The organism is Nostoc sp., assembly GCF_036917775.1.
Taxonomy (GTDB): domain Bacteria; phylum Cyanobacteriota; class Cyanobacteriia; order Cyanobacteriales; family Nostocaceae; genus Nostoc.
In genome coordinates this window covers 37,729-56,477 of sequence record NZ_JBALEQ010000115.1, presented here as the reverse complement: position 1 = coordinate 56,477, position 18,749 = coordinate 37,729, and the positions used below count along the sequence as shown (strand labels likewise).

At 40.5% G+C, this 18,749-nt stretch carries 16 protein-coding genes; 5 read left to right on the top strand and 11 right to left on the bottom strand.

What is annotated here, in order from left to right; all coding sequences use genetic code 11:
* Positions 1-480: 480 nt before the first annotated feature.
* The 6 genes from V7K69_RS23930 to V7K69_RS23905 form a co-directional block, all read right to left on the bottom strand.
* Positions 481-645, bottom strand: coding sequence for a hypothetical protein (locus tag V7K69_RS23930; protein ID WP_335038923.1), 165 nt, complete (start codon positions 643-645; stop codon positions 481-483).
* 246 nt (positions 646-891) lie between these two features.
* Positions 892-1,134, bottom strand: coding sequence for a hypothetical protein (locus tag V7K69_RS23925; RefSeq protein ID WP_335038921.1), 243 nt, complete (start codon positions 1,132-1,134; stop codon positions 892-894).
* Positions 1,135-1,228: 94 nt separating this feature from the next.
* Positions 1,229-1,468 carry a hypothetical protein gene (locus V7K69_RS23920; RefSeq protein ID WP_114081350.1) on the bottom strand — a complete coding sequence of 80 codons (240 nt, stop codon included), beginning with the start codon at positions 1,466-1,468 and terminating at the stop codon, positions 1,229-1,231.
* 151 nt (positions 1,469-1,619) lie between these two features.
* Positions 1,620-2,603 carry a polysaccharide deacetylase family protein gene (locus V7K69_RS23915; protein WP_335038918.1) on the bottom strand — a complete coding sequence of 328 codons (984 nt, stop codon included), beginning with the start codon at positions 2,601-2,603 and terminating at the stop codon, positions 1,620-1,622.
* Positions 2,604-2,828: 225 nt separating this feature from the next.
* The gene (locus V7K69_RS23910) at positions 2,829-3,713 is read right to left on the bottom strand and encodes an aspartoacylase (RefSeq protein WP_335038916.1); all 885 of its coding nucleotides are present in this window, start codon (positions 3,711-3,713) and stop codon (positions 2,829-2,831) included.
* Between the two features lie 197 nt (positions 3,714-3,910).
* A complete protein-coding gene (locus V7K69_RS23905; RefSeq protein WP_335038914.1) occupies positions 3,911-4,966 on the bottom strand; it encodes a glutathione S-transferase family protein in 1,056 nt (351 codons plus the stop codon).
* A gap of 597 nt (positions 4,967-5,563) precedes the next feature.
* Here V7K69_RS23905 and V7K69_RS23900 point away from each other — a divergent pair.
* A complete protein-coding gene (locus V7K69_RS23900) occupies positions 5,564-7,051 on the top strand; it encodes a galactose oxidase-like domain-containing protein (RefSeq protein ID WP_335038912.1) in 1,488 nt (495 codons plus the stop codon).
* 48 nt (positions 7,052-7,099) lie between these two features.
* On the top strand, positions 7,100-8,047 hold the full coding sequence (locus tag V7K69_RS23895) for a hypothetical protein (protein ID WP_335038910.1): 948 nt from the start codon (positions 7,100-7,102) through the stop codon (positions 8,045-8,047).
* A gap of 518 nt (positions 8,048-8,565) precedes the next feature.
* On the opposite strand, the gene rbsK is transcribed toward V7K69_RS23895, so the two are convergent.
* From rbsK to V7K69_RS23880, 3 genes are all read right to left on the bottom strand, one after another.
* On the bottom strand, positions 8,566-9,498 hold the full coding sequence (gene rbsK / locus V7K69_RS23890; RefSeq protein WP_335038907.1) for a ribokinase: 933 nt from the start codon (positions 9,496-9,498) through the stop codon (positions 8,566-8,568).
* A gap of 58 nt (positions 9,499-9,556) precedes the next feature.
* Positions 9,557-10,864, bottom strand: coding sequence for an Nramp family divalent metal transporter (locus V7K69_RS23885; RefSeq protein ID WP_335038905.1), 1,308 nt, complete (start codon positions 10,862-10,864; stop codon positions 9,557-9,559).
* Positions 10,865-11,255: 391 nt separating this feature from the next.
* The gene (locus tag V7K69_RS23880; protein ID WP_335038903.1) at positions 11,256-12,944 is read right to left on the bottom strand and encodes a SulP family inorganic anion transporter; all 1,689 of its coding nucleotides are present in this window, start codon (positions 12,942-12,944) and stop codon (positions 11,256-11,258) included.
* 434 nt (positions 12,945-13,378) lie between these two features.
* Here V7K69_RS23880 and V7K69_RS23875 point away from each other — a divergent pair, with 434 nt between their 5' ends.
* A complete protein-coding gene (locus V7K69_RS23875; RefSeq protein ID WP_335038901.1) occupies positions 13,379-15,187 on the top strand; it encodes an ABC transporter ATP-binding protein in 1,809 nt (602 codons plus the stop codon).
* 55 nt (positions 15,188-15,242) lie between these two features.
* Positions 15,243-15,671, top strand: a complete 429-nt coding sequence (gene ccmS / locus V7K69_RS23870; RefSeq protein ID WP_185583211.1) for a beta-carboxysome assembly chaperone CcmS — start codon at positions 15,243-15,245, stop codon at positions 15,669-15,671.
* A 65-nt stretch (positions 15,672-15,736) separates the two neighbouring features.
* Here ccmS and V7K69_RS23865 read toward each other — a convergent pair whose 3' ends face one another.
* Positions 15,737-17,332 (bottom strand): hypothetical protein, encoded by a 1,596-nt coding sequence (locus tag V7K69_RS23865; RefSeq protein WP_335038898.1) that lies wholly within the window; start codon positions 17,330-17,332, stop codon positions 15,737-15,739.
* Between the two features lie 112 nt (positions 17,333-17,444).
* Positions 17,445-17,849, bottom strand: coding sequence for a helix-turn-helix domain-containing protein (locus V7K69_RS23860; RefSeq protein WP_335038896.1), 405 nt, complete (start codon positions 17,847-17,849; stop codon positions 17,445-17,447).
* Between the two features lie 281 nt (positions 17,850-18,130).
* Between V7K69_RS23860 and V7K69_RS23855 the strand changes: the two genes are divergently transcribed.
* Entirely contained in the window at positions 18,131-18,724 is a 594-nt protein-coding gene (locus V7K69_RS23855) for an acyltransferase (RefSeq protein WP_335038894.1), read from the top strand.
* Positions 18,725-18,749: the final 25 nt, after the last annotated feature.

Here is an 18,749-nt window from a genome sequence, read left to right as displayed (position 1 = left end):
GAAACCTCTCCCATAAAGGGAAGAGGTATGAAACGGATGAATATGTTCTCGTGCTACGCATCGCACTTCGTGCCGCAATGCTTTCGCAAAGAATGTTTTTAATTTTTCGCGCCACTTGCGGGCGTTAGCGGAGCGGGACGCAGTACGGTTTGTACCTTTTCTTCCCTCTGCCTCCTGCCTTTCTTCTATCAAAAGAGATTGCATCTTAGTTGGTGTAAGATATTCTCTAGATATATAATGCTTGTTGGGTAGACGAGTTGGGGGTGGCAACCTAATTTACTCTCACTGGTAGTGTCCGGTGTACGCGACTTATTATGGACAGTCTACCTCGCTATGATCCCTATTCCGACGTTGAGAGTAGCGCCACTTAAGAGTTATTGCGAACAGTTGTTAATTGTTAAATACGTCCGCTTTTTCCAGTCGAATCCCTAGCGAAAAAGCGATCAGCTTTATATGCAAATTCAGGGGTAAAAGAGCTTACTAATATTTCTCTGTTTGTAAAATGTGACACTCGCATTCCGGTCTATTATGCACCCAAGTAATTTGAGAACCATCAAATAAGGGAATTTCTACTTGCCACCACTCCCCACCCCGTAGGCGACGATACCAGCGAAAGTTTGAGTAAGTCCAATCTAAAAGTTGCATAAGCTAATTTGAAGCTATCTTGCCCTTGGTGTCAGCGACGCTATATCTACCCCGACAAATACACAATAACAATCCCAATATTGACATTTAATCTACCAACAGAACCAATTATTAATAGCCTTGAGATAGGTGCTTCTAACTCTGAAGACAGTCCTAGTAAAGCCTCTAGCCTCTTGTTATCGGCTGCTACAACCTAATCAATCCTAAATTAATGGATTTTGATTCTGACTATAAATTCTAAAATCGCTATCTTCTGTCAATAAAACAACGTAAGTGACCAAAAAGCTGATTATTTCGTTCACCAATCCAGGCCATTAACCCAGATTTATGAATAAGACACATAGCAAAGCTGCTTACGTAGATTATATTGTTAAACTTCCTGAGCGATCGCTGGAGGAGTTTTGTTGCTGGGTATATCGCTTCATGGGCAATGCTCAGTTCATCTATCCCAACATCTAGCTGAACAACACCAGAAATTTGCTCGTGCATTAATAGATCGGTATTCTTCCAAAGCTATATAAATCAGAATTTTATTACAGAAACTACCACTAACCTGGAGTTCCAGGTTAGTGGTAGTTCAGGCTCAATCTTCATGCCTTAACTGCCATACTGCACCGCAAGCGGCCCCAGCCCCAGCTAACAATCCGGTACTCATTCCTTGGATAGTTTTTTGGATCGGATCTTGAGTTAGACAGTCGCTTGTAACCTTACTGTCTTCTAAGCAGAGATTACTTTCTGCCCAAGCAGCAGTACCTCCCAAAATTACACCAGTTATACTACAGCAAACAACTAGCAGCAAAAGGCGTTGAGTTTTTCTAACCATAGATAGATGTGTTAAAGATTAGAGATAGTGATTTACTTTCAATTACTTTACACATACTTGCTAGCAAATGTCAGCTGGTTTCAAAATTGAAACAGGTCAAAGTTGATTTTGCCTGTATTAAGGATACAAATCGCATAAATTAATTATATTTTTACCTCTTCTGAGGCACTAATACTGGTATTTTATGGGCATCAGCTACAGATTTGGCGTGTTGTCCAACAGTCACAACATTGAACTGACTGGATATAATTTCCAAACTTTTGTTCACTATTGCCAGCTTCTTGTAGGTGGGGAGACTCATTCCAGGGAAGAATGATAACTCTGGCACATCCTCTTGACTTACAAAGTCTGTAGGATGGAATAGCAAAGAAGGCTGCACACGTGTAAGTTTACACAGCCATAGGGCAATTCGGAGGTATAGTAACGCGGCTTCAGAAGAAAATGTGCTTATATACATTATGTAACTGAAGTGAATTGGCACCTTAAAAATAGGCATGGTGGTAACGGGAATTTCAGTCAATTTATCCTTACCCATCTTCCACTGGTAAGGTTTTAAAGGCTGTAAACCGTCTTTTAAACCGCCAAACAAGGCTTCGCGTTTCTTGCGTTCTTCCTTGCTCAGTTTACAAGTCATTAAATAATAAGCTCGTGCTATGGGCCCCAAAAATGTGGGAAAAGTTGAAGCATCATATTCGTATCCCCGTCGTGCTAGGACTTTCAATACCGCAGGCGAAAAACTGTATCCAGGCCCCCGAAAGCCGATAGGATGTTGATGGGTAACGCGCTTGATATGTTGTTCGGCCAACGCCACTTCTTGTTCAATTTCATCCTCTGAATATAGGTGTAGCCAAGGATCGTGGTAGAATGAATGATTACCTATTTCGTGACCAGCGTTAGCGATCGCTTGTAATGCCTTAGTGTTCTTTTCCAAGGCGGCATCCTGACCCACAATGAAGACTGTGATTGTCACATCCCACTGCTGAAAAATATCTAAGAAACGAGGGACTGCAATATCTAAGTAAGAGGGAAAAGTCTCCCAACCAGGAGCGCCCTGATTTTTTAGAAAAGACCAAACATTATCCAAGTCTAAAGAAAGACTGGCTATTGGTTGGTTTCCTCGTCGCTTCGTTTTCATTATGAGTTTAAGTATTTGGATAATTTTAAGCGTAAATTAAGTCTTAGGAAGACAGATTTAATAACCTGCAACTTTATTCCTTAGAAGTGACTAGGACGCGCTATTAGACATCGCACCAGCTACAGAGATTATAAATTAGATCAGCATATTTTCTAGATTATGATGCTCAATCTATATCATTAGTTTCAATAAAAAGCGATTATACAAAAAATTTTAAACATCCTACTATATATTGATTTGCTGCCTTTGAGTCAAACACATTGCAATTCCCTTTTCGTAGTAAGCTGCCTCATTAATAAAAATCGGCCAAACGGTAGATGCACCCTCATAAACAATTGTTTTATCATCAAAAGTTATAAACATTGGGTCTCCTGGATTCAAGGCTTGGTAATCCTTGTCCTGAAGCTCTGGATGAATCATTGCAAAGATTTTACCATCCTGTTGTTTTGGATAGTCCACAACTGATAAATGGTCATAAAGAATCAACGTTTCATTAGTTGATGCAATTTTACCTTGATTAAACTGTTCTAGATAGTCGAGAACTGCATAAACAAGTTCCTCTGTTTGTTGGAACAACGTTGCTTTTAAGATACCTTGAGCAATAGGGCCAACCTCAATTGCAAAGCCTAATTCGCACAGGGAATTTACAAATGGATTTTCTGCAATTGATTTAAAAGAGCAGCGATAAATCCTCACTAAAGGGCTAATCTGACTGAGATAAGCAGCCAATTGCAAGTTTAAGGGATGACTGTTTACCAAAATAATTGTCAGACCCATGTTAGCAGTACTGCTGTGTAAGTCTAAGATAAAGTCTGCTTGCTTATTTCTGTTTAATCCTAGAGTGTCCTGAATTGATTTAGCTTGTAATTCTTCGTAACTGTTAAGAGTTGAATCTTGTAGATCTTGTTGGAGAAAACAGCGATTTAAATCCTTCTCTAAATATCGCCTCCCGGCGGCAAAAGCGTTAGGATTTGCTAACAGAGTAACTGTCTCAAAACTTTGTCTAGTAATTAAGTCAGGAAATTGAGCAAATTTTTGGATTAAATAGGCCCCAGTAAACTCATTGCCATGAGTTCCACCAACAATTGCAACTCGATTAATCTGGTTCACAATTATACCGACTCCAGAATGTAGCCTCTCAATCAAGAGGCAGAGGTAAGGGATCAGGGGGCATGGGGCAGGGGAGAAAAGAGAAATTTTTAGTAATTTTTACTACTAAAATAGCTCGAAATACACTTATTTATTTCTCTCCCCCTGCTCCCCTGCTCCCCTGCTCCTCTGCTTCCCTGCCTGTTTTTCAATGTACATTATGAAGCATTCAGTGTGCCGATGCGATCGCGTCCAGATGGTTCATAAAGATAAGACATATCAGGCCCATCAGGAATAATCCCACCGGGGTTGAGTGGGAAGAGGTTTCCGTAGTAGTCACGCTTCACACTCTCGACATCGCAGGTATCAGCTACACCGGGAAGCTGATATACATCGCGTAAGTAAGCTCCCAAGTTGTGATAGTCTCGAATTCGCTGCCTATTGCACTTAAACAACCCGTAGTAAGCACTATCAAACCTAAACAACGTCGTGAATAAACGGACATCTGCAAGCGTGAGATTGTCTCCACACAAATATCGACTAGTTTGCAATGCAATGTCAATCTCATCAAGAGTCGTAAACAGTTCATTACAAGCTTGGTTGTACGCTTCTTGGGTTTGGGCAAAACCGCAGCGATACACACCGTTATTTACTGCGTGATAAATTTTCTCATTCCACCAGTCAATTTTTTCTTTGAGTGCTTCTGGGTAAAGATTCAGTGTGGGATTGTTGGCGAACTCGTTAAATTCCGAGTTCAGCATGACGATAATTTCTGAACTCTCATTGTTAACGATAGTTTTTGTTTGGTTGTCCCATAAAATTGGAACTGTTGAGCGTCCACTGTAACCAGGCTCTGCCAGTTGATAAAATTCAGCTAGTGTACGACAACCTTCTTCTTCTTCGCTGAATATCCAACCGCCTTCAATGGGAGAAGGAGAGACGATACATACTGATATTACCGCTTCAAGTTTTTTGAGCGATCGCACAACCAGGGTTCGATGCGCCCAAGGACAACCCAACCCAACATAGAGTTTGTAGCGTCCTGCTGCTGGTGGGTGTGGATTTCCTTTTTCTGTACCAATGAACTTGCGAAACTGGCTATTAGGACGAATATATGCTCCCGACTGATTGCTAGGAGCAAGCTTTGACATCATTACCTGCCACATAGTCGTCCAGACAAACTTTCCCAGCCAGATGATGAGCTTCGGAGGGAGTGTCTTCCCCTTTTTCTTGGGGAGATTTTTTTCGTCATCCATCGGAGTCGAGTTACTCATGGTGACAATCTTGCTTTGGGAATTCTTACAAGCTAATCGTATCAAACTTGCGATCGCTTTGCTACATCTCTAACCAAAGAGGTATTGCTTTTTTTAAAAGCTGCTTACTTTTCAGACTTTAATATCTGTATTTGCTGTAATAAATTGCCCATTAATTGACTAGAAGGCTTAAGGAGGATTTAGCGATATTTTGATTTTTTACCTAACGTGCATTGTATCACATCAAACCATAAATTTCAAGTTTAATGTGAAGAATTAATAGCATTTAAAATCTAGTCTTCAATCTATTTTAGAAACACAAGTTTTAAGCTAACTATATATAGCTTCAAGCCCGAAAACATTTATGGGATATAGATTACGCTATTATATCCCTTATTTCAAGAAGCCAGTACAGGGATTAATTTGATACTAAAAAGCATGGGTAAGTTACAGCATAATTACTATTGGCAAAATAAATTTCACCTTAGCTTATTAATAATAATATCGGATCTTAATATCATTAATAAGTATAAAGAAGTCTTTCTATAAATATAAGTTTAGGAATAAATTACTTAAAGAGGAAAGACTAAAATTTACGTAGTCATAATTGTAAATAAAGTGACTCAAACTAACAGTAAAAATAACCTTCTAAAGGAACCAGATTTAGGGACTTTCATAGCTCAGGCTACTGCTACAGACAAATGGCAAGTATTGTCTTACAAAGCCCCAATTCTACCCATACATGCCGCCCTTCTTCGTACTGGTAAGATATTCTTTTTCTGTGGTTCAGGTAACGATCCGGCTCGGTTAAATACTCCCTACGACAGTGTGGTTTGGGATGTAAACAAGGGAACTTTTACCCATCAAGCACCCCCATTAGATAGTAATAATCAACCTATTGACCTTTTTTGCGCTGGTCACTCCTTCCGCTCTGAGGGTCTGCTAATGGTTGCAGGTGGAACTCTGCGCTATGACCCATTTTATGGTTCACCCTCTGCTCTACTGTTTGATCCTATTACCGAGAAATGGGTCAAGATCCCATCAATGAATAATGGGCGTTGGTATCCTACTGTGTTAACACTAGGTAGCGGTCGGATCTTTGCACTATCTGGGCCGGATAAAGATGGCAAGCTCAACAGACAACCAGAAATTTATTCTGTTACATTTTCAAATGGTTGGAACGCTTTTCCAATAACTAGCCCCTTTCCGGCATACGCGCAATTGTTTCTATTAAGTAGTGGGAAAATATTTTATTCAGGTGCCCAGATGGGCGGTAACTCTGGAGTAGCGCCAACAATACTAACCCTACCAGATACATTTACGCAATCCATTACAGAAAAAGTGGTACCAGGGCTGCAAAACCCAGATTTCGGCAATCAAGGTGCTAGTGTGCTTTTACCACCGGCACAAGACCAAAAAGTTATGATTATCGGTGGGGGTAATAATACTACAGCAACAAACAGGGTAAATATTGTAGATTTAAAAGCTACTAATCCAACTTACGTAGCTGCAAAGTCTCTAAATTATGCTCGGATGCATCACAGCGCTGTTTTGTTGCCCGATCGCACTGTGTTTGTTTGTAATGGTAGCAAAATGAGTGAGGACACAACACAATCAATGCTACCAGCAGAAATCTACAATCCAGCTACAAATACCTGGACAATAGTAGCTAAACAAGGTGTCCCTCGCGTATATCACTCTGTGGCTTTGCTGCTGCCAGATGGTAGGGTAGTTGCAGCTGGGGGCAACCCTCAACGGACTGTTAATGAACTGCGGTTAGAAATTTACAGTCCTGCGTATATGTCACGGTCACGACCAATTATTCAGAGCGCTCCTCAAACATTGAGCTATGGACTGCAATTTACGATTCAGACACCCCAGGCTGGAAATATTAAATGGGTTAGTTTGATTAGACCAATGGCAACCACTCATTCCTGCGATACAGAACAAAGGATAGTCGATGTGCCGATTAATTCTAGGAACTCTACTTCTTTGACTGTCACGGCAACAAACAATCGAAACATAGCGCCGCCAGGGTGGTACATGCTTTTTATTACTGACAACAATGGGACACCTTCAGTAGCAACCTGGACGCGAATATTTTAACCTTACCCGTTTAACTTAATAAAAGTCATTAATTATAGGAGTGGAAATATGAATTCCAAGCTCTCACGTCGGCAGTTTGGCCAGTTGGCAATTGCTGGAACTGTAGTATCTGTGCTTAGTTATTTAACCCACAAAGCCTTGGCGCAAACACCAAGTTTAAATCCAAGTTTAAATAACATTATCGGTATAGGTTCTAGCTCTATCATCACCACAGACAAAACGGTTATTCCAGAGGTAAACACCACTGAATTAGATAGCACTGCCCCAAACAATGTATCCACAGATATTAAACCTGTAGGACTTGTTTTGCAATCCTTAACTACAGGAAATAGTCAGGTACTTGCAGATAAAAGTACGCCTTTAGCAGAGCCTAATGAGATATTAAGTGGCTTCACTTCTTTAAGTGATGGCACACTTGTTATAGCCATTACTCCTGTTACGACTAGTAGGAAACAGGCAACACCTACTCGAATTACATTTTTGGGCACGCCGATAAGAACTTTGACCGTCTCAGGACTTAAACAGAATCAACAGCTTGGGAGTTTGCTAGGCACTAATGATGGGCGACTCATCGGTCTAGTAGGTAAAAAGAACGGTACACCACCGATCTTATTAGTAGATATTAACCTTCAAACAGGAGAAATAAGTTCTATTAATAAGATTAAATTCCCGAACGATGAGCGGGTTAGCAATCTAGCTGAGTGTCCAGATGGAAAACTCTATACTTCTTTAGTTGGATTCAATGGTGATACAACTTTGGTGCAGCTAGATTCAAATCAAAAAAAGCCGATTAGACTGGCACAATTGAAAGTTGATGGTAAAGAATGGAATAATGGCTTACAAAGCTTAGTTTGCTCTGCAACAGGTCAACTCCTTGCCTTTGGAGCGATGAGGTATGAAACACCTAATGCTGTGTATAGCGTAGATAAGAACAGTGGAAATATGACTCGGCTGCAAGACTTTGAAGTTACTCAGATTACAGTTGCTCGTGGGTAGAAGAGATGGGGCAATTCATGCAGACGTATTCGTGGAGCGTCTCGTAGAGAAGTGTCTTCCCGCAGGGTATTGCCCAGACAGAAAATCTAGGCTATCACTCAATACAGTTCAGATAAGACCAAAACACTTGTAGAGACGGCGATTTATCGCGTCTTGAAAACCCAAAATTTTTGCCAGTCGCCCTTAACTGAACCGTATTGGGCTATCACTACCTTTTTGCGTAAGTCCTAATCAAGAATATTTTGAGTATTTCAATTAATTGACAAAAGTCGCTTTATTCTAAGTAAGTTAGCACAATAAAATCAAACAATATAAATAAAAATGAACTAGTGGTCTGTCCCATTAATTTTGAGAGATAAGAGAACGAACCGCAAAGGACGCAAAGAACGCAAAGTAGAAGAGGTAAAGAAGAGAAATTTAAAACTGATTCACCTATCAGAATTAATGGAACAGACCACTAGGCTAAAGCCCTTATACCTATTGCCTTATTTTAACGACAATTATTTACGCTTACTTATTTAATCTCTAACAGATGCCTTTTCCCTAAGAAACGCATCAAATGTAAACCGATCGGGTAATGAAGTTTGTGCGCCTGATTTTGTCGTCGCTAAAGCACCTGCTGCTGCACCCCAAACAACTGCTTGATGTAAAGAAAGTCCTGCAAAAAGTGCCGCCGTTAAGCCACCATTAAAAGCATCGCCAGCTGCTACTGTGTCAACTGCATGAACTGGAAAGACGGGGACAAAAAACTTTTCTTCAGCAGTGGCACAAAAAACACCTTTAGCACCAAGTTTAACGATCGCACATTTCACACCCCGTTGTAATAAAACTCCAGCAGCCTTTGCCGCAAGTTCTTCTCCATCCACAGGAAAACCCACTAACTGCGCGGCTTCAACTTCATTCGGCGTAATAATGTCCACTAATGGATAAAGTTCATCTGGGAAATCAGATTGTGCGGGTGCTGGATCGAGAATTACCCTGATTTTGGCTTTTTTTGCGGCTTTAGCAGCTGCAAGTACGGCATTAATCGGAATTTCTAATTGTAAAAGCAGTGCTGTAGCTTCTGGTAATAACTGGGACAATCGTTCTACATCTTCTTGATTGACACGCCCATTTGCACCAGGAATTACAATAATTTGATTTTCCCCTGCATGATTTACGGCGATAATAGCGACTCCAGAACTAACAGTTTCATCCACAAAAATATTATCAATCTTCACACCAGATGATTGCAAATTGTTGACAAGTTCCACACCAAAATCGTCTGCACCGACACGCCCCACCATTTGGGTAGGAATTCCCAATTTTGCTAATGCTACAGCTTGATTCGCTCCTTTACCTCCCGAAACTTTAAAAAATTCTTCTCCTAGCAAAGTTTCTCCTGGGACTGGCAATCGGGGTGTTGTTGCTACCAAGTCTATATTGATGCTGCCGAAGACAATAATGCTCATTTTTGTTGATATTTTAAAGTCAATCTGTTATTTAATCTTAACTGTTACCTGATAACAATCATCCCAAAATCATTTGTAATAATAACCAAACATTTAAACCTACGATAACAATAGCAACTAACCAAGCTAAAGATTTCAACCACAAGGGATTCACAAACTCACCCATCAAGCGGCGATTACTCGTAAACATCACCAATGGAATCACTGCAAATGGTAACTGTAAACTGAGTATAACTTGACTGAAAACAATGAGTTTACTTGTACTATGTTCACCAAAAATAATGATTGTAATTATTGCTGGAATGATGGCAAGCAAACGGGTTATTAAACGGCGTAACCAAGATGGAAAGCGAAATTGCAAAAAGCCTTCCATAACAATTTGTCCTGCCAGGGTTGCAGTTAGTGTTGAACTTTGCCCCGAAGCAAGTAAGGCAATACCAAAAATAGCACTGGCAAAACTAACTCCTAATAATGGGGCAAGCAATTTATAAGCATCTTGAATTTCTGCCACATTCTGATTACCGGAAAAATGAAATGTTGCAGCAGACACAATTAAAATTGCTGAGTTTATAAATAGTGCTAAGGATAAAGCAAAAGTTGAATCAATTGTGCCAAATTTAATTGCTTCCCATCTTTTCTCAGTATTAGGCTGCCAATTACGGGTTTGCACAATTGAAGAGTGTAAATATAAGTTGTGAGGCATCACTGTTGCCCCTAAAATACCAATAGCAATATAGAGCATTTCTGGATTCTGTAAAATCTCTTTCTTGGGCACATATCCCAATAAAATCCCCCCCATATCAGGGCGAGAAAACAGAATTTCGGCTGTAAAACAGATACCTACTGTTGCTACCAGCATTATTACCAGAGCTTCTGTATAGCGAAAGCCTTTATGTTGCAAGAATAACAATACCAGAACATCCAGTGCTGTGATGCAAACACCCCACACTAAGGGAATCCCGAATAAAAGTTGCAGTGCGATCGCACTTCCTAGTAGTTCTGCCAAATCACAAGCTGCGATCGCAATTTCACACAGTACCCACAAACAGAAACTTACCCTTCGGCTGAAATAGTCTCGACAAGCTTGTGCTAAATCTCGCCCTGTAGCAACTCCCAAACGTACACATAATGATTGGAGTAATATTGCCATCAGGTTCGACAGCAAAATCACTGTTAATAGAGTGTAGCCAAACTTTGATCCCCCAGCGATGTCTGTTGCCCAATTTCCAGGATCAATGTATCCGACTGAAACCAGATACCCCGGTCCTGTATAAGCCATCATTTTGCGCCAAAAGCTGCTGCTGTTAGGAACTCCAATACTACGGTGAACCTCTGGTAAGCTAGGTTTGTTTTCTGGGGGAGTCATTTACTTTGCCGTCAAATCTTCTCATATTCTTTTCATAATCTCATGAAATATAGAATAAACATCAACCTTTAGGTGAGTATGGAGCAATACATTTGGGTTATATCCATTCCATGCGATCCTGCGCCTTATTCATGTAGGGGCAATACTCTGCGGGTAATCCGTTGAAGAACTCGTAGAGTATGCTCCGCGTCTACATGAATTGCCTCTACAGGCTTATAGAGCGATACGGTTCATTTAAGGCTAAAACTCTGTTACCAAAGTCGTTTTTTTAACGTAGACGCGAAGCGGCTTGCCGTAGGCTACCGCCAAGGCGCAGAGAACGCAGAGAGAAGAAAGAGATGCTTAACTGAACTGTATTGGCTTATAGAGGCATTTTCAAACACAAATAATATCAGTCATTTAATTCCATCAATTCTTTTGTTTTCAAAGCAGTCGCTACAGGCTGAGAACATTCTCGAATCTGAGGAGAGATAGAGCAAATCGCATCTGTAGTTGTTTCAAAACAATTTGATAATCCAATTGTTTTTAACAACCCTGTTCGTTCTAATAGTTGTTTGACTTCGGGTTGTAAGCCTGTGAGAATTAAGCGGCAATTGTGCCGTTCCAAGTCATGGTAAATATCTTCTAAAGCTACTAACCCAGTTGTGTCCATATTTGGCACAAAGCGCAACCGGAGAATTAAATACTTCACTTCCGGTTCATCGCGGAGGAAGGTAGCAAACCGTTCAGCAGCACCAAAAAATACGGGGCCATCTACGCGATAAACGGCAATTTCCTTACCTAATTCCAGAGGAGTACCAGGGGGAAATACTTCGGTTTCAGGTATTTTAACTAGGCTTAAATCGCTCATCCGTTTGATAAACAATGCTCCGGCTGCAATCAATCCTACTTCTACGGCGAGAACTAAATCAAACAAGATTGTTACTAGCCAGGTGAGAATCATCACCGCAAAGTCGGAGTAGGTAGCACGCATCAATAAACCAATGGCTTCCCACTCAATCATCCGCACGCTAACTACCATGAGGATGCCAGCAAGTGCTGCTAAGGGAATCTGTGCTGCTAGGGGTGCTAAAGTCAAAACGATAATGGCTAAAGCAACGCCGTGAATTACCCCAGATAGTCGAGTTTTGCCGCCTGAACGGACATTGACAGCAGTCCGAGCGATCGCACCTGTTGCCGGGATGCCGCCAAAAAATGGGACAATGATATTTGCTAATCCTTGACCAATTAATTCGCGATCGCTATTGTGTTTTTCGCTCACTGTCATCCCATCAGCCACTACCGCCGACAGTAACGATTCAATACTTCCCAGTGCAGCCAAAGCCAAAGCCGGATTAATCAGTTCTCGAATCACACTAAAATCATTCCAGTGGGGAATGCCTTGGGGCATTGGTAAAGATTGGGGAATACTCCCAATCGTGGGTACATCCAGATGAAAATAAGTTGCTATCCCCGTTGCCAACACCAACCCCACTAAAGAACCCGGTATTGTCGTATTAATCCTGGGCCATAAAATGTTGGCTGCCATCACCACAATTGCTAACCCAACAGCAGCCCAATTTAGAGCTTCTACATGAGTTAAACTTTGCCAAAGTCCCGGCAAAAAGTGTTCACTACGTGGTAGTCGTAAACCAAAGAAATTATTTAATTGACCGCAAAATATAATCACGGCAATACCATTGGTAAAGCCTGCCGTGACTGGATAGGGAATAAACTTCACTAACTGTCCAAGTTTGGCAACTCCCAAGGCAATCTGGATAATTCCAGCCATCACCCCAGCAATCCAAACTTTCTCAATGCCGTACTTGGCGACAATTCCCACCAGAACCACAGCCATTGCACCTGTCGGCCCTGTAATCTGTACTGGCGAACCGCCAAAAATTGCTGCGACAATTCCTGCCACAATAGCGGTATAAAGTCCCGCCTTTGGTTCTACACCACTCGCTACTGCAAAGGCTAAAGCCAAAGGCAATGCTACCACTGCTGCTGTTAGTCCACCTGTTAAATCGCCACGCAGTCCACTAAACCAGCGATTCAGACGTAAAAGCTGTGGTTCTTCGAGGATATTAGAGGTTGCCATATTCAGTTTTAACTCTTATAGACAATTTTTTCTGCACACATAAATGTGATATGATATGTGGCAAATTAAGCATAATACCCAAAACCTTAAAGAGCTACGGGTAAAAGCCCCTTTATTATAGACATCTCTGAAAAAGTCCAAATTATATTGTCATGAGTTTTTAGCGTGCAGTCTTGAAGAATCCACCCAATTTGGTTTTAGACGAAGCTACCGGCGGTGGATCTGAATTTTCACGTTATGTGGAAAAGTCCATCAAAAACCTAACCCCCTAACCCCCTTCCCGACGCGGGAAGGGGGAAAATTCAAAGTCTCTCTCCTTTTGGCTATTGTTTGCATAAGTCCTAAGTTTGTCTGAATTAAACCTTCAATCTTCAGATTCAGGACTCAAGACTTTGTTCTGTGGTAATATCAACTGCACGAAACCGCAAAAAGCCGTGGCTACTGTATTAAAATCTCATCGGGCATCAAGAAGGCGTAAACATTCAACGCATCCTCTCCAGCGTTTGCTTGAGTATGGACACCAGTATCGTAAACAAATTTGGCTAGCGACTACTTATTCTACCCTCAATAAATTTTTCGACTTAGCACCACCCGGCTTAATTGGTGTAGCAGTGGATGTAGTAGTCAAGCAACAGGATTCTATAATTGCCCAGTTAGGGGTACGCGATGTCTTTCAACAATTTTTGATTATTTCCTTCCTGACTGTCATCATTTGGATACTAGAATCTGTTTTTGAATACGCCTATGCTCGACTTTGGCGGAATTTGGCTCAGAATATTCAACATGACTTGCGTTTGGATGCCTACAAACATTTGCAAGAGTTGGAATTAGCTTATTTTGAAGAACGCAGCACTGGTGGTTTAATGTCTATCCTCAGTGATGATATTAACCAATTAGAGCGTTTTTTGGATGGAGGAGCAAATGATATTATTCAAGTTTCTGCAACTGTTCTAATTATTGGCGCTGCTTTCTTTATTTTGGCTCCTAGTGTCGCATGGATGGCTTTGTCACCGATGCCATTTATCCTCTGGGGTTCTTTTGCTTACCAACGACTGCTTGCACCTCGCTACGCTGATGTCCGGGAAAAGGTAGGTTTCTTAAATTCGCGTTTGTCAAACAATATTAGCGGAATTACTACTATTAAAAGTTTCACCGCCGAAGCTTATGAAGCTTCTCGTTTGGAATTAGATAGTGAAGCTTATCGCCGGAGTAACTCTAAAGCAATTACTCTTTCTGCTGCTTTTGTCCCGTTAATTCGGATGCTGATTTTGGTAGGTTTCACCGCATTACTTTTATATGGCGGGATGGCAGCAGTTTCTGGAGCCATGTCTGTAGGTACTTACAGCGTATTAGTATTTTTAATCCAGCGCTTGCTATGGCCTTTAACAAGATTAGGCGAAACATTTGACCAATATCAACGGGCAATGGCTTCTACTAATCGAGTCATGAATTTGTTAGATACTCCTATCGCCATTCATACAGGTGATGTGGCGTTACCTGTGAATGAAGTGCGCGGTGAAGTGCAATTTAAAAATGTTTATTTTGCTTATAAAGATAGATTTCCAGTAATTAAAAATCTGTCTTTGGATATTCCGGCGGGGAAAACCATTGCAATTGTCGGTTCAACGGGTTCTGGTAAAAGCACTTTAGTCAAACTTTTGTTGCGGTTATACGAAGTGCAAACAGGAAGCATTACTCTCGATGGCATTGATTTGCAAAGTTTAAATTTGCAAGATTTACGCCGTTGTATTGGTTTGGTGAGTCAAGATGTCTTTCTATTTCATGGCACTGTAGCAGAGAATATTGCTTATGGTAGCTTTGAGACTACAGAGCAAGAAATTATCACGGCGGCGAAGATAGCCGAGGCACACGAATTTATTATTAACTTGCCCCAAGGTTATGAGACAATTGTGGGGGAAAGAGGACAAAAGTTATCTGGTGGACAAAGACAACGGATTGCGATCGCGCGCGCAGTCTTAAAGAATCCGCCCATTCTGATTTTAGATGAAGCAACCTCAGCAGTGGATAATGAGACAGAAGCAGCAATCCAGCGATCGCTAGAACGGATTACAGTAGATAGAACTACAATTGCGATCGCTCATCGTCTTTCCACCATTCGCAATGCCGATTGCATTTATGTCATGGAACATGGGAAATTAGTAGAGTCAGGCACCCACGAGCAATTGCTGGAGAAAGACGGAATTTATTCTAGCCTCTGGCGAGTACAGTCAGGTTTGAGGTGAGTCTAACTCATTCTCTGTAAATTACGAATTACGAATTACGAATTACAAATTATTTATGTTTTTTGGCAATAATCAACCAGAATCAGGTGATAACAAGTGGCGTGTCCAGTTGGATAGGTTTGTCAAAGCAAATCAGCAGGAATTGGCGGCGCTGTTTTGGGGATTGTGGTTAGCAAATGGTGATAGTCAAGGTACTGTTGGTATTGATTTGCAACCAACGCCACATTTTGTTTATTGTCCGAAAGAACAAATTGAGAATTTAAATATTAAAGTTGAGAATCGGCTGCAAGAAATTTTGGGAATTGTTGAGAATCATAAGCCGGAAATAGAAGTTGTGATGATTGGCATTGGTAAAGGTGAAATTAAGTTAATTCAGTTTGCACCGGAACCAGCACCACCGATTTGTTTTGAGCAATCTGGGAAGGATGTGGATGGGTTATTAGATGTGCTAGAAGAGAGGATGAGGGGGGAGATTGTTTTTTAACGCAAAGGCACGCGGAGGGAAGCGCAGAGGTACGCGGAGGAAGATAAGAACTCTGCGCTTGTTGTTTAGTTCATTGCTTTGTTCATTGCTTTGTGGAAATCTGGGTAAGTTAGATTTTCGGCACAATGCCAGATAATGTTGAATACAGCTTCGTAGCGATATGAATTGTTTTTGTAGAACTGTTTACTCAGATAACCTTTTAGGCTTATGACTACTTGTAGTAAATGTTCTTTTTGGAGGATTGTTGTCAAACTATCAGCTATATCCAAAAGATCAAGATCCTGAGAGGTTTGAATGGATCTGATAAAAACAGCGATTAGTTTATTTAGCTTCTCTGTTTCTAATTTTCTACTTAGGTTAAATTGTTGTAAAATACGAGCAGCACTTGTAAAAATTGATTCATCCTTTGTAGTGTTCAATAGCCGAATTAGAGTCTCAAATGCCTGTTGATTATTGGAGTCTATTTTCAGCAAGATAAAGAGCGCACTTAGAGATGTATGCTCATCTTTTAAATTAACTATTTCCCACATAGCTTTAATTATTTGCTGCTGGTAGTCATTAGTTTGCGCTAGTATGTCGGCCACATAAAAATATACGTATTCCTCCTCAGCAGTTTCAAATATCTTAGATAAGGTACTAAGTGCCATCCTGTTACCTGAATCGAATTCTGCTAGACGTAAAGCAGCCTTACAACGTAAAAATTCATTCTGAGTTGTTTTAATTCTCTCTGTTAAAATAGTGATTGCAGCTTTGTTACCTGGATCAATTACTATTAGATATCTAATAGACATATCGAGTAAATATGTATTCTCGGTAGTTTCGAGAATCTCCACTAAAGTATTTAATGCTATTGGATTACCTGGATCGATATCCCACAAAGCCTTAGCTGCATCTGAACAAATCACGTCATCTTTGTATTTTTGGATGAAATCAATCAGGGTAGCGATCGCAATTTGATTGCCATAAGCTATGTTTCCTAAAGCTATAATCGCACCTTGATATATGTCTTCTAAAAGCAACCAGTAATTTGTAATCTCATCAGGCTCCATCTTGATAAATTGGATTAAAGTACTGATTACAGTTTCATTTTTGTAGCCAATTTGCGCCAAGCTACAAATTTCACTCCAAGGGATAATTTTAGCTTGCTTCATTAGTAGTAATAAAGCTGCGATCGCACTTTTATTACCCGGATCAAGTATTCCTAACTCTTCAGCTGCAAGTCTAAGAATTGAACGACTTTCAGTAGTATGAACCAAATGGACAAAAGCAGCAATTACCCGTTTTCTGTCGGTTAATTCCAGGGTTTTTCTAGCTGTCTTCACCAATGCTTTTGGTAGTATCTGCCAATCTCGCTTATCTTGCCGAAAATAGGCATAACCCCATTTCAGCAGTTGTTCTACAATTGCATCACCCAAACTACATTCTGGAAACTGGGATAAAGCCTCAGCCGCCAAAAAATAGGCGCGATACCGATAAAAATCGCCGCAACCGTCATCAAAATCTATTAAAGCTTGGATAAAATCTTCTTTCTGCTGCTTATCTACATCCTTTTGGCTGAACCAGTGGAGAATCTCTGCTTTCCACTCCGGCTCAAAAATGCGGTAAGTGCCTTGATTTAAATTGCTGCGATCGTGGTTAAAGAAATACTGCCAATCATGCATTGCCTCCTACCCACTTCGAGATGTGGGACGAAAGGGACTTAAATGAATCTTGCTACATCAGTTTGCTTTTTGTCAAGTCTAAACGTAATGAGTATCTGTAAAGTTTTCCCTCTTATGACTCAAAAAAAGCAGCAGGCGAAATATGAAAAAACTCCGCAAGTTTGCCAATATGGTTAACTGTAAGCTTGCGCTGTCCACTCAAGACTTCAGATACAATATACTCGGTTTTAAAGATAGGAACTAAATCTTTTTGTCGCAAACAAAATTCGGCTATCAACGCTTGAAGTAATTCCACGCCATGAATATCAGGTATAGAATGATGTTTTGGGTACTCATAAACCAGAGTACCCAAAACATTGAGATAGTCTTGTTCATCTGGTGTTAATTCGCCTTTATCAATCAAGGAATCAATGACTTCTTGCGTAGCCAGAAATTCCTCCTCAGAAGTTATGGGACGAGGAGGAAAAGATTTGAGTAATTTAATATACGTTTTAGTAACACGTGTTTTAGGAGTCATTTTGCCAGATATCTGATAGTTTCAATCCCTAAGAGCCTGTCAAGAAACAACTTTTACAATTTATTATCTAGAAAGCTTACTGAGAAGGCATTTCTAGCTCAAAAGAGGCAAGGTTGTTACATGACAAGCTCATAGGGATTTTGAATTATTATAACTTTCACGTGAGAGAAAATATTCTAATTGGGGAAACCTAACAACAAGCGTGACGTGTACCAGGATACCCGCTTTATTTTGCCTTTATGGGCTAAAACCAGAGGTTAGTCAAACTCCTGTGAGGTTTTATGAAAGAGATCAAAAATAAAATTACGAATAAATTAGAACGACTATTAGAACAATGGCTAGTACCTCGTCTGGTACGGTGGGGAGAATATCTAGAAACCAAAATCAGGCGCTACAAGCATCAAGAACTGAAGAGTCAATTAAAATTTTGTGGCTCAGGTTTACGATTTAAGCGAGATATTAAAATTGATCATCCGCAAAATATCTCTCTGGGAAATAAAGTCTACATCGGGCCAGATGTCTTATTAGATGGTCGTGGGGGAATCACAATTGGCGACAACACCACGCTTGGATTTAACGTTATTATCCTCTCTGCAAATCACGACTATCAAAGTAATGATTTGCCTTATGAACATAATGTCTACATCCATAAACCTGTTGTCATCGGTCGCAATGTTTGGATTGGCGGAAATGTCCTAATTATTCCAGGAGTTACTATTGGAGATGGTGCAATTGTGGCGGCTGGTACGGTTGTAACTGCTAATGTTGAACCTTTAGCTATTGTTGGGAATCAACCGATGAGAACAATTAAATACCGCGATAAAGAACATTATGAACAACTCGCTAACAAGCAAGAAAATCAGGATATCTCGTAATTATTACACGATAGTAGGGTGGGGA